Raw genomic sequence first — 12,086 nt, forward strand, 5'->3', positions numbered from 1 at the left:
GCAGCGTGGTCGTTAGGCGTCGTTGCCGCCCGTGCGGCTGAGGGCGGCTTCGAGCACGGCGATGCGTGCCTCGAGGTCCGCCACGGTGCTCGCTTCGGCCGCCCCCGCGGTGGGCGCCACGCGCTCGCGACCGCTCCCGGCACCGACCTTGCCGGTGAACTCGCCGCCGCCGCCCGCGGAGGTGACCCGCGAGAAGCTCTGCACCAGAGGTCCGGCGACGGAGTTCATCAGGAGACTGGGGGCGAGATTGCGTCGTTCGGCGAGGCTCAGGCCGCCGCGGTCCGTGGGCAGCCGCAGGCGGCTGATACTGGCCACGAGGGCGTTGGCGTCCAGCGGCGAAGCGATGCGTTCCCGGCCGCGTGAGAGGAGGTCCAAGGTCGTGCCCAGCTGGCGATCGATGTCGAGCATCGGGTTGAGCCTGCTGTTGGCGCGCACGTTGGTGCTGGCGAAGCGCGCACTGTCCGCGCCGCCGCGGGCATCGGTGAAGGCGGCCTCGCCGGTGGCCCCGTCGAACTGCCCCCCGACATCGTTCGAGGCGCCGATGGGATCGTCGGATTCCACGGCGAAGCCGGTGCAGCACCATTCGTCCAGCAAGCGTCGCAGCATGTCGACGATGGGGAACAGGCCCATCCAGTAGCCCATGGAGGGCCAGGTGTTGACCATGGGGCGGCAGGTGGTCCAGTTGCATACCCGCAGCACCTCACAGTCGGCGCCGCGCACGCGCACGCTCGCGATCGGCACGCGCGAGTCGTGGCTGGCGCCGGGCGCGGGCGGCAGCAGGGCCAGGCAGAGACAGTTGAGCAGTTCGTCGACGAGGATGTAGACGTACTGTTCGGCCACGTCGAGGATGGCGAGGGCGAAGTCGCTGGTGGGTGAGGGCGCGGGGCAGACGATGCGTTGCAGTTCGCGCAGGCGCTCGCAGTTGGTGGTCGGTTGACGGCTCATCCAGTCGATCAGCGCTGCCCGGGTGCGGCAGCACCATTGGTGCCAGGCGTCGGCGTTCTGGGGAATCACATCGAGGGTGAACTCGCCAGGCGGTAGGGGAATGGCGTTGACGAGACCCTGCACGCAGCAGTTGAAGCGCTCGATGATGGCGCCGTCGAATTCCAGGGCGAAAGGGTTGTCGTCATCGCCGCGGGAATCGTCGTCAGCATCTTCAGGTTTGCGGAAGACCTCGAACTGGTAGCCCTCGCAGATCACCGTGGCTTCGCACTCGTTGGGCGCGCCGCGTGGCGAGGCGTCGCTCGCCGTCGCGCCTCCACAGCCGCTCCCGCATGCTGCACTTTTGTTGGGGGACGCGCCGCGCAGGGGCGTGATGCCGCGCGAGGGCTGCTCGCAGTAGCGCACGGCGAGGATCCACTCCTCCTCGAGATCGTCGCAGCCGCGCTGGTCGGCGCCTGGGAAGGGCGTGCACGGTATCTCTTGGCGCTCCGCTTGCTTGCACGCGCGAATCAGGGCGCACACATCGACGCTCGCGTCCTGGCACAGGACGATGTCGTTGCCGCACGGGTCCAACGCGTAGCCCTGGGTCACCTTGAGCGAGCCGCAGGGATCACACAGCACGTTGAGGCCGTTGACCACGCCCCACCCGTGCAGGTTGCGGTTGTGCAGCTGGTGCTTCTTGCGGATGTAGTAGTCCAACCGGTTCAGGTCCTCTTCGCTCAGCAGTTGGCCGGCGAAGAAGCGGGGGCGGCACAGGCACTCGAGGGCGCCGCAGTCCGGGCAGTTCACCGCCGTGGTGCCGCTCGCGCAGCCGGACTGGCAGCAGCCGTTGCCGGGCGTGTTGGATTCGAAGGCCATGACCGTTACTCCTGGAAAAGCGTATGCCCGGCGGTGCTCGCGCGGGGGCTCGTCGTGGATGGGTATTCGGGTACTTGCATGGGCTAGGACTCGATCGAGAACCAACTCTCGAACAGGCCGCCCTCCACACCATCACCGGTGCGCTCGCCCGTGGGGGCGCCCGCGGGGGTGGTTAGCCATTGCGGTAGGTGATCGAAATCACCGCCGACCAGTTCCCCCGTGATGGGGTGCACGCCGCGGATGAAATCCCCGTCGATCAACACCCGAAAGCGGCGGCCGGGCGAAGGGTCGACGAACCCCAGGCGAATCATGAGGCCGTTGACCTGCGCATCCGGGTCATCGGCTTCAGAGAACGGCGACTCCACGTTGCACGGCACCTCGAAGTTGACGCCCCGGATCAGTACCTCGGTGGCGAGTTCGCACCAGCACACGGTGCCGCTGTTGTCGTCCGACGGCCGCTCCGTCAGCACGCGCACGCTCATGCGGTGCAAGTCGCCGTTGCGCACCCGGGTGTCGAAGGCCACGAGCAGCGGCAGATCGAACAGGAACGCGCGCGGCACCGTGCCGTCGTGGGGCCAGTTGATGGCGCAGATGTGAGGGAGGTCGGGGTCGAGCGCGGGTTCCCCTGGCGGACCCGGCACGCCGGGAATGCCTTGGGGGCCCTGTGCCCCCTGAGGCCCGGGATCGCCCTGCGGGCCCGGGTCGCCTTGGGCGCCGGGTGGGCCCGGTACGCCAGGATCTCCCTGGGGACCGGCGTCGCCTTGGGGGCCGGGTGGGCCCGGCGGTCCGGGCGGTCCTTGGTCAGCGTTGCCGGGGGCGGCGCCGCAGCAGTTGTCGAGCACGCATTGCAGGGCCTCGGCGAGGGTTTGGGTGCTGGGCAGCAGGGGGCGGCCGAGGCGATTGTCGATGCGTGCGATGTTCGTGGCGGCGTCGTCGACGGGGTCCGGCGCAGGGTCGGGCAGCGCCTCGAGTGCGACGCCGGGGCGCCAGTTGTCGATGGTGGCGAGGACGAGGCAATCCGGTTCCTCGCACGTCGGGCAGTCCTCCATCCTCCACAGGATGTCAGCGCAGTTGCTGGCGCTGATGTCGAGCACCGCGACCCCGCCCGCATCGTCCACGGCTAGCTGGCCCGTGTAGGGCACGTAGAGGCGGTTGCCGCTGGCGGTGAGAGCCAGCATGCGACTCACCTCACCCACGCCGACGGTCGGCGTTGGCGCGACGGCCTGCCCTTGGCGCAGGCGTTGCAGCGAGACGGCCTGCACGAAGCTGTCGTCACCGTCGCGCACCAGCACCCAGGCCCAGTGGCCGGTGTCGTCGACGATCACATCGTGCGGGGGGAAGTTGAGCATCACCGCGCCGTCGACGGCGCCCCCGGCGCTCGGGTCCACCAGCCTCAAGGCCTGGTTGGCGGCATCGATCACCGTGATGAACTCGGCCCCGGTGCTGGCCACGACGGCGACGTCATCCACCTGCCCCTCAGCGAGGACGATCACCGTCGGCGATAGGTTAGCTGCGGCCAGGTCGAACACGTGCACGTCGGCGCTGCCGGGTTGCACCGAATAGATCGTATCGCCGTTGCCGGAGAAGGCGAGGCCGTGCAACTCCACCCCGAGGGTCTCGCTGACGGTGGGGGCTGCCGGGTCGGGCACCCCAGTCGGCCACACCACCACGGTGCCGCCGGCGCGGTAGATGCCGACTAGGCGGCCGTCGTTGGCGATGCCCAGCGCCACCTCGGTGTCGTTGCTGCCGCTCACCACGGCATTGCGCACGGGGCCCGCGCTGAGGCTCGACGGGCCGCTGACATCGAACACCCAGAGCTCGCCGTCGCCCTGATCCGGGCCGTCCTCATGGGCCACGGCCACATACAGCTCGCTGCCGTCCGCGGCCAGGGCGAGGTGGCGCCCGTGGCGACCGAGAGCGAAGGAGGTCTCCACGGCCAGGTTATCGCTGCTGACCTGGTAGACCGCACCCTCCGGTCCGTCGGTGAGGACGTAGAGGTTGCGATTGGCTTCGTCCACCACGATGGCGCGCGCGTGGGCGATGCTGAGCGTCGCGTTCCAATGCGCCTGGGGTTGATGCGGGCTTGGCGCTTCGGGCTCAGGGTCGACGCGCAGGGCCAGGCCGTAGGTTTCGAGCACTCGGTTCGGTGCACACTGCGTGTCGTCGCAGCCGCACTCGTCGTAGAGCACCGGGATGTTCTCGGTGGGGCACTCGCGGTAGTGGAGGCAGAGCTGGAGGCGATGGGGGTCGCCGTCGTCCTGGTCAAGGAGTTCGCTGAAGCCCTCGATGGCGTGCAGATCGATGGTCTCGCGTTCGGCCACCACGATGTCGTGGCCGCAGCAGTCGATGGCGCTGCCGGGCTCCAGCACCACGAAGCGATCGCGGCAAGCGGGCGATTCATGGGGCACCACCTGCAGTCCGCAGACCACACCGCGGCCGTGGAGCTGCTGGTGGTGGCGGCGCAGCTTGTCCATGAAGTAGCGCTGCTCGTCGTTGAAGTCGCGTTCGACGAGTAACTTGCCCGTGAAGTAGAAATTGCGCGTGGGGGCTTGGAGCTCACAGGGCGGACACTGCGCCTTGAGATTGTCGGTGGCCATTAGCCGATCCTCTTCTTCACGGGGGGCTCTGGGATAAGCCAAAGGGGGTAATGCTTGGTTGCCATGTCAGTTCAACCGGGTCGTGTTGCCGATGCGGCCGTGCTGACCGATGCGTATCGACGGCGATGGCGTGCTGCCACCCGCCTTCTCGCTCGGGGGTATAACCGTGGCCCTGCCCAAGCGACTGCTATCGAGTTCGATATGCGCGGGGGCGTGGCGGGCGATCACCGCATCGAAGCCGATCATCGACTGCACGCCCACGCGCATGCGCGGCTCGACCCACTCGAGTTGGGCGGCACCATGCGCGGGCCCTTCCGCCGCCAGCAAACGCTCCAGCGCATGGCGCATGGCGAGGTCGCGCCCGCAGGCGGCGGGGAGGAACAAGCTGTAGCGATGGGCGTAGACGTGGAAGGGATCGCGCAGCGGATCCTGCGTCGTATTCAACTGGGTGACCCCGGTGCGCGCGTTGCCTTGCACCGTGGATCCTCCCAGTTGGCTGCGATTGACGATGCGCTGGCCCCATAGGCGTGCCTGATCGCCGAGGCGTCCCGCGCCGAGAAACAGCCAACGGCGCAGGCGGAAGTGTTCCAACACCAAGGGGGGCACGGGATAGTCGGGAGCCGGCGCCGTTGTGCACGGGGCACAGCTCTGGGGGGCAGGCCCGGCGGGCCAGCGGCTTGGCCAACCGAGGAAAAGCGTTAGCATTCCCCTTAGGCCATCCAGCGTACCTCGTCGGCTGAACAGGCGCGGTGCTTCCTTCAGCAGCATGCGCCGCCGTGCTTCAGGTAGACTTCGTTCAAGCGTTACGCCGACCCATGAGGCGAGCCAGGTGAGGAAGTCGCGGTCGGCCCGCCCGGTGGGCGCCGACAGGGGATCGAACAGCTGCGCTTGGTGATCCAGCGTGCCTTCGATTCCGCGCTGGGTGCGGTCCATGATGGCCAGGAAGCGACGGGTGAAGTCGGCGCTCGCGGGGTCCTGGGAGAACACCGCGGGCAATTGCTCGGTTAGGCTGATGCGCGGGTAGTCGAGGGTAAGTGCGTGCACGTGTGGGGTCTGCAGGACGTCGCCGTGCAGGGTGAGTCGCAGCCACAGGTAGCGACCCGCCGGCGAGCGCAGCATGCCGTCGTGGGTGCTCTGCGGGCCGGCGCTGTCCACGTTCAGGCAAGGCGTCCACGGGGCTTCTTCAGGCCTTAGGTGGATGATCTCGGCGTCGCTCAGGGGCGTGGCGGAGCTGTGCGATTCCACCGTGAGTCGCGTGCCTGGCGGCGTGCTGCTCGCGATGGAGATGCGATCCCACACGCACTCGTAGAGTCGGCTATCCAGGGGGCCGATCAGCACCTGACCCGACAGCGGGTATTGGCCCGCACTCATGCCTTGAGACGTGTCGCGGGGCGTGCCCAGGAGATCGAACCACTGCGTCGTGGGTGGCTGACAGAGGGTGCCGAGTTGCAGGTTCAGCTCGGCGTCGATGGCGATCGGCAGAGGTGGGAAGCGGCCGACCAGAGCGTCGGCGCGGGTCACGCTCTCCAGGCGCTCGCCCGTCAGGCCATCGATGACCATGACATGGTCGAGACCTGAGGCCAGCACATAGACGCGGTCTTCGCCATCCACGGCGAGCGCCTGCACGGCCCCGAGTCCACCGACGAAGCGTAGCCAGCAACCCGCACGATTGAAGACGTGTACGCCGCCATTGGCGGCATCGCCGACCAACACCTGGCCCCTGCCGTCGATCGCGACGTCCGTCGGGGTGAATGGCGCGGCCAGGCCCGTGCCGAGCGGGAGGCTCCACAGGGCCCGCAGCACCATGCCGTGGAGCGCGAAGACCTGGATGCGCCCATTGCCCGTGTCCGCCACGTAGAGGTTGCCGTGGCCGATCACCATGCCACCGGGCGCGTTGAATTCGCGCGGGCCATCGCCGTTTCCACCCACGCAGGGGATCTGTTCGAAGGCGCACGTGCACGGGTCGAAGCGGTGTAGGGAGTGATTGTGTGGGTACAGTACCCAGTAGCCCCGATCCCCGTCCGTCGCCGCGAGGCGAGGCAGTACCACACCACCGAAGGCGCCCCGGCTATCCGTCAGGCTGGGACCGGGCGGTGCCACCGGTGCAAGCGCTAGGGCGCCGCTCGCGGGATGCACCTCCGCGTCTGACAGGGCCACGAGGCGCCAGCCCTGGCGCGCGCTCAGGGGTAGGCGTAGGGGATCGTGTGGCGGCCGCGGCGGCGGTGCCAGGTAGGGCGCGTGGCTAGCCGAGCTCATAGCGCACCTCGATGGCATGGGGGCCGTTGCACAGGAGTGCCCCGGGGCTGAGGGCGACGTCGGAGCAAGGTGGGTACTCGGTGCCGTCCAGGCGAATCATGAGCGACTCGATGCGCTTGACGCCCGCGAGTAGCAATCGTCTGAAGACGAGCGAGTAGAAGATGTCGCCACCGAAGGGCCAGCCGCTGCCAGGCGAGTCCAGCGTGCCGTCCTCACCGCCCACCAGGGGATCGAAGTACGCCGACAGCGTGGCGAGGGCGGTGTTCTTCACCTCGGCCAGATCGGCCTCATCGGACACCACTAGCGTCGCATCGATCGCCACCTCCTGATAGGTCGGCGCGCGTACGTAGAGCTCGGTGGTGACCAGACGCCTCGCGTTCAGGCAAGCGCAGACGTTGGCCAAGGTGGCGTCGCTTGGGGTGGGCTTTGGGTTCTGCGCGGTGTCTACGTCGGGCACGACGATCACGGTGACCACGCCGGGCACGTCGATACCAGGGAATTCGGGATGGCTCAATGGCAGGGTCTTGGCCCGGGCGACGTTGCCCGCCGTGGTCGCGAGGTACTCGAAGTCCTCCGCCGTGACGGCGCGGTCGCGACTGCGAAGGGCCAGGGCGGCCCGGTCGCGCGCCTCATCGAGGGTTTCCTCGTCCTGGCCGGCGCCGGTGGGGAACGGGTTGGTGACGGCATCGCCGTCTATCCCCGTCACGCCTCGGCGCAGGCTCTTGAGTGTGTTCGGTCCGAGGTTGCCCTTGCCGCCACCGCCCACGCGGTAGGTCCGTGCGCGCACGTTGCTCGTGTTGCGGGGATTGGCCACGGGGATGCGACCGTGTACGCCGTCCCCGAACTGGATCGTGCCGGTGCTACGGTTGAGGACGTAGTGCGGATCGTCCGGGCCGGAGCCGATCAGATCGGGGCGTTCCTCCCAGGGCTCGAAGCCGCCGCCCTCATCCAGCTCCAGGGCCAGCGTGCCTGCGAGTACCGGCGTACGCCTGAGGGTCAGGGTTTGCGCGACGATCCCATCGCTGGCGCCGACGGTCTCGAACTCGATGGTCTCTGCCTGCGTGACAGCTACCGTGTTGGTGCGCAGGGCCAGGATCGCAGGAGGTCGTTCATAGGTGGCGCTAGCGATGCGTGCGCGAACCCAATAGCGATCTTCGGTGGTATTCCCTAGGGAAGAGGCCAGCATGTCACTCGCGGCGGGGCCCTTGAGTTGCACCTCACCGCTGCGCGTCAGGGCGCCCGTGGTGTCCTGCAGAAGATCGAGTGGGCGCCACTCGCGGGACTGACTGAAGTACTCCCAAGAAAGATCAGCTGCAGGGACCAGAGCAGCCGGGTCTACGCAGGCCCTGCCGGGCGCGGCGCCGTTGCCACCGGTGTCGTCCTCCACCCACACGGTCAGGGCGAAATCCACGGGCGGAATCGGGCCGTCGAAGCCCAGGAGCATCGCATCGCCCTTGGCGGCCCGGCTGCCGAAGGGCGTCAAGGTGGCCAGGGTGTCGTCGTTGCTGGTGGTGAAGTCTCGATAGCCCACTCCGTCGTACGCCTGGAGCACCGCGAGCTGGGCCTTGAGGGCGATCAACGCACGATCGGTCTCGAAGACGATCGGGCGGCCGGCGTCATCGGTGTCGTCCGGGGTGACCTGCGTACGGGCCGGTACGATCACGTGGTCGGCGGTGGTGCCGGCGGTGAGTGCGAAGGAGAGCCGTCCCGTCGAGGCTATCGCGGGGGTCAGCTCGATACCGATGAGCTCCAGGAACTTCAGGTAGTTGAGCTTTGGTACCTGCGCCATGCGGTAGATCTGCATCTCCGCCAGCCACGCGAAGAGCTCGATGAAGGCGATGCCCACGTCGTTGTCGTTGTGGTCGGTCCACTCCGGCGTGTAGCGCGGAATCCGCGTCTTGGCCTCGGCGACGAGGTCATCGAAGGTGCGGTCGTCGATCGCCGGGTAGTGGTCTTGCAACGGCACGTCAGTTGCCCTCGGCTATGTAGAACGGATACACCAGATTGCCGCTCGTGTTGCTGATGCGGATCTGGTAGTCCACGCGGATCAAGACCAGGTTCGGCTGCCCTCGCGGGGAGTCCGCATCGATGTGCATGAGATCGATGCGCGGTTCGAAGCGGGTGAGGGCGCGACGTACGCGATCGACCACCAGGGCCAGCATGGCGGGCGTGTTGTTCTCGAAGGTCAGCTCGTGGATGCCGCAGCCGAACTCGGGCTGCATCACCCGCTCGCCGGGCGCCGTGCTCAGGATCAGGTACACCGACTCCTCGATGCGCTGCTCCTCGCTGGCCACGGCGATGCCGCCCTGGCGGTTGACCTGTAAGGGGAACTTCCAACCCTGGCCGAGGAAGGGCCGTTGGCGGTTAGCTTGCATGGCACGGCCTCCTGCGTTCGGTCCTCATTCGCAGCCCCCTAGGGCATCGGCTGCGATCTGCGCGGCATCCACGAAGGTCTCCAGGGTGGTCACGAGGGTTTGCATCGATTCCACGTCCTCCGGGGCGGCCAGGGAGGGCAGGGCGATCGCATCGATCGGCGTGAACTCGAACAGGGGCGCGACCAGCTCCATGATGAGCATCACGGGCTCGATCGACTGAAAGGATGCGTTAGCCGCGCACATGGCGTTCTCCCGGGCGCACTCGATGCCCGCGAGGGCCGCGGTGTTGCCGCTCGCCTGGGCTTCGGCCAGATCCAGTTCGATGCGGCCCAGCAGGGAGATGAGCGTGTTCAGTTGGTCGATCAGGCAGCGCATGATCTTGATGACCAGGCAGAGGATGTCGCGGATGAAGGGGATGATGCCGGCGCCGGTGAGCGCGACGATGCACTCCACCACCGGCGGCGCCGCCTCGATGAACTTCTTGACCGCTTCGACGGGCGGAAACGGTAGGCCCTTGACGATGTCGATCAGCGGCTCCACCAGCTTGAGCAGCTTGATGATGCAGTCGAGGTTGGCGAGGATCGGACCGAGCTGCATGAGCAGGTTGATGGACAAGGTGCAGTCGGTCGGGATGGCGCGGGTGGCATCGGCGATACCCTTCAACGTGCCCCCGGAGGGCAAGGCGAGGGAGACCGATCCTGGCTTTGGCAGCGACAGATCCGCGCACAGCGGCTGGCGCAGGGCCTCCTGGAGTTCGTCGCTTAGGGTGACGTCGATCTGGGTCATCGCTAGATGTCCGCCACCATCGGGTTGACGGGCCGGCCCATAATCGTCACCGAGCGCGCCTGGATGTCGAGGTGCCCGGTGCTGATGATGCGGATGAGCTGGTTGGTCATGACGATGCGATTGCCGTGACCGTCTTCGATGATGAGCGCCCCGCGGTCGCCAGCGCTCTCCGTCGAGTCGACGAAGCGGATGTTGTGGCCGTTCAGGGAGCGCAGGGTGCGCTCGCGCGGATCTGTCGCCGGCGGGGTGTGCTGGGGATTCCAGGTGAAGCCGACGATGTAGGGGTGGTCGAAGTCGCCGTGCTCGAAGGCGACCAGGGCTTCGTCCCCCACCTCGGGCATCACGAAGCTGCCGCGGTTGGCCCCGGCCATGGCGGTGGCGACGGTGGCCCACCGCGTGGGCGAGTCTTCCCCCAACCAGGGAAAGCGCACTTCGACGCGACCCTGAGCCTCGGGATCCTCGTTGGCGACCACGGTGGCGATGACCACGCCGGCGGTGGGGGCTCTCATGACGATGCTCCGTTGCTCTCGCTCGGGCTCAGCTCACGGCGCGCTTCGAAGCGCGTGAGGTAGCCGCTGTCGTTGATGGTGTGATCGGTGCTGGTGAGGAAGTAGGTGCCCGACAGGCGCGCCCCGACCCCCGTGATGCGAATGCGCGTACCGGCCCGCAGCTCGGGCAGGCCTACGGTGCTGCCGCTCGCCTTGACCATCTGCTTGCTCTGATCCGTGAGGAGGTCGATGGCGGCGGCGCGCGCCTGCTCGGGGGTGAAGACGGGCCGGTCGACCACCAGCTCCTCGCGCGGATCGCAGGCCTGAATCAGGTGGCGCAGATCGGGGTTGGCCTCGAGCACGTCGTCGTCCTCCAGGGCCACCTGCTCGCGAATCGCCCGCTGTCGCGTGCGATCCCAGCCGTTCACGGTTACTGATCGATATTGATTGGCGGTGGTGAGGCGCGGGTTGAACTCGATCAGCGAGTGCCCCCAGCGCAGCTCGAAGGGGTTCGCGTCCGCCTCGCTCGAGGGGCCGAAGTAGAGGCGCCGGTCCTGCGGCCGCTGGCCCTCGCGGATGGTGACCACGTAGCCGCGCTCGCGGGCCCGCTTCCACAGGAAGTCGATGTCCGTCTCGGCGCGCTGGGTGACCAGGGGGAGTTCCGGTTCGCGGGCGCGCGCTGCGTCGTCGATCTCCACCTGCAGCGGGAAGCGCTCGACCTCGCCGTCGCCGTCTTCCAGCTGCGCGATGCGCAGGGCGATGTCGCTGTCGCGCATGTTCTCGTACTTCTCCGAGTACTTGCGCCGGCGCAGCTGGTGGAGCGCGTTGAGGCCACGCACCTTCAGCACGGGCGGCCCCGACGAGGAGAACGCCGGCTCCATGGTGGTGAAGGTCGCGCTGATCAGGGGCTTGAGCACGCCGCTGTAGCCCATCGAGAGCTGCACGGTCTTCGCGCACGGCTCGAACATCGTGTAGTTGGGTGTGCGCGGGTCACCGCCCTGGAGAGCTTCGGTGGTTTCCGAGCCGATGTACTTGAATTGGCGCCGCTCGCTATCCCAGTTCGAAACGGTGAGCTCGAGGTAATCGAGAGCTTCCACATCGTCGTGGTACTTCACCTCGACCACGTCGCGCAGGGCGGAGGTGGCGAGGCCTTCACCCGATACCAGGAGTTCGTAACGGGGCGAGTAGAAGCCGCCGTAGGCGGGTGAGACGTCGTGGAGGGGCGTCGCGCTGCTCATGCGTCGTCCTCGATGATCGGCACCGTTAAGAAATCGCCGGTGCGCAGGCGTCGCGGGTCCTCGACGTCGTTGCGCCGTGCGATCCGTCGCCACTCGTGCTGCTGGCGGTAGTAGCTGTGGGCGAGGCCGGAGAGGGTGTCGCGCTCCGCCAGCGTGTGCGCGTGGCTCTTGTCGGGGGAGCTCAGCTTGAGCTCGTCGAGCTGTTGGTCGAGCGTGCGGTATTCGCGCAGCACCAGGTTCACGGTGGCGCGCAGGGGCACGCCTTCGCTGCTGAACAGCGTGAACTGCTGGCGCACGCTCTCCACCACGCCCACGAAGCTGTTGCGCAGCTGACCGCCGCCAAGGCTCAGGGAGTCGCCGGGGAAGTGGCGGTTCCAGCAGAAGGTCACGATTGGCGGTGCGTGGCTGCTCGATTCCACCTTGGCGAGCTGATAGATCTGATCGGTGAGTGAGGTCACCGACGTCGCATCCACTCCCGTGCCGTCCTCCGTGGTGTCGAAGAACAGCTCTACGCTGAGCTTCTCGGCCTGGCCGCGGACGAACTGC

Annotated in this window: 9 protein-coding genes; all 9 read right to left on the reverse strand. The window is 67.7% G+C overall.

Going from position 1 to position 12,086, the window contains the following annotated elements; all coding sequences use genetic code 11:
* Window positions 1-12: 12 nt before the first annotated feature.
* On the reverse strand, window positions 13-1,800 hold the full coding sequence (locus tag AAF184_14200) for a hypothetical protein (GenBank protein MEO0423484.1): 1,788 nt from the start codon (window positions 1,798-1,800) through the stop codon (window positions 13-15).
* Between the two features lie 83 nt (window positions 1,801-1,883).
* On the reverse strand, window positions 1,884-4,397 hold the full coding sequence (locus AAF184_14205; GenBank protein ID MEO0423485.1) for a hypothetical protein: 2,514 nt from the start codon (window positions 4,395-4,397) through the stop codon (window positions 1,884-1,886).
* 66 nt (window positions 4,398-4,463) lie between these two features.
* On the reverse strand, window positions 4,464-6,653 hold the full coding sequence (locus tag AAF184_14210) for a phage tail protein (GenBank protein ID MEO0423486.1): 2,190 nt from the start codon (window positions 6,651-6,653) through the stop codon (window positions 4,464-4,466).
* Window positions 6,640-8,619, reverse strand: a complete 1,980-nt coding sequence (locus tag AAF184_14215) for a putative baseplate assembly protein (GenBank protein MEO0423487.1) — start codon at window positions 8,617-8,619, stop codon at window positions 6,640-6,642. Before AAF184_14215 ends, AAF184_14210 begins: the two co-directional genes overlap by 14 nt.
* Window position 8,620: 1 nt before the next feature.
* Complete coding sequence (locus tag AAF184_14220) at window positions 8,621-9,028, reverse strand: GPW/gp25 family protein (GenBank protein MEO0423488.1); 408 nt, start codon at window positions 9,026-9,028, stop codon at window positions 8,621-8,623.
* A gap of 24 nt (window positions 9,029-9,052) precedes the next feature.
* Window positions 9,053-9,814 (reverse strand): hypothetical protein, encoded by a 762-nt coding sequence (locus AAF184_14225; GenBank protein MEO0423489.1) that lies wholly within the window; start codon window positions 9,812-9,814, stop codon window positions 9,053-9,055.
* A gap of 2 nt (window positions 9,815-9,816) precedes the next feature.
* Window positions 9,817-10,323 (reverse strand): phage baseplate assembly protein V, encoded by a 507-nt coding sequence (locus AAF184_14230; GenBank protein MEO0423490.1) that lies wholly within the window; start codon window positions 10,321-10,323, stop codon window positions 9,817-9,819.
* Window positions 10,320-11,540, reverse strand: a complete 1,221-nt coding sequence (locus AAF184_14235) for a contractile injection system protein, VgrG/Pvc8 family (GenBank protein ID MEO0423491.1) — start codon at window positions 11,538-11,540, stop codon at window positions 10,320-10,322. Before AAF184_14235 ends, AAF184_14230 begins: the two co-directional genes overlap by 4 nt.
* Window positions 11,537-12,086 (reverse strand): peptidoglycan-binding protein (locus tag AAF184_14240; GenBank protein MEO0423492.1); only part of this gene is annotated, 550 nt, incomplete at its 5' end. The genes AAF184_14235 and AAF184_14240, both read right to left, overlap by 4 nt.

The sequence above is a fragment of the Pseudomonadota bacterium genome (genome assembly GCA_039815145.1).
Classification (GTDB): Bacteria; Pseudomonadota; Gammaproteobacteria; order Steroidobacterales; family JBCBZW01; genus JBCBZW01.

What these genes read in the sequence shown, in the direction of transcription:
- AAF184_14200 (MEO0423484.1), bottom strand. Translation starts at nt 1,800, where the DNA reads ATGGCCTTCGAATCCAACACGCCCGGCAACGGCTGCTGCCAGTCCGGC.
- AAF184_14205 (MEO0423485.1), bottom strand. Translation starts at nt 4,397, where the DNA reads ATGGCCACCGACAATCTCAAGGCGCAGTGTCCGCCCTGTGAGCTCCAA.
- AAF184_14210 (MEO0423486.1), bottom strand. Translation starts at nt 6,653, where the DNA reads ATGAGCTCGGCTAGCCACGCGCCCTACCTGGCACCGCCGCCGCGGCCG.
- AAF184_14220 (MEO0423488.1), bottom strand. Translation starts at nt 9,028, where the DNA reads ATGCAAGCTAACCGCCAACGGCCCTTCCTCGGCCAGGGTTGGAAGTTC.
- AAF184_14225 (MEO0423489.1), bottom strand. Translation starts at nt 9,814, where the DNA reads ATGACCCAGATCGACGTCACCCTAAGCGACGAACTCCAGGAGGCCCTG.
- AAF184_14230 (MEO0423490.1), bottom strand. Translation starts at nt 10,323, where the DNA reads ATGAGAGCCCCCACCGCCGGCGTGGTCATCGCCACCGTGGTCGCCAAC.
- AAF184_14235 (MEO0423491.1), bottom strand. Translation starts at nt 11,540, where the DNA reads ATGAGCAGCGCGACGCCCCTCCACGACGTCTCACCCGCCTACGGCGGC.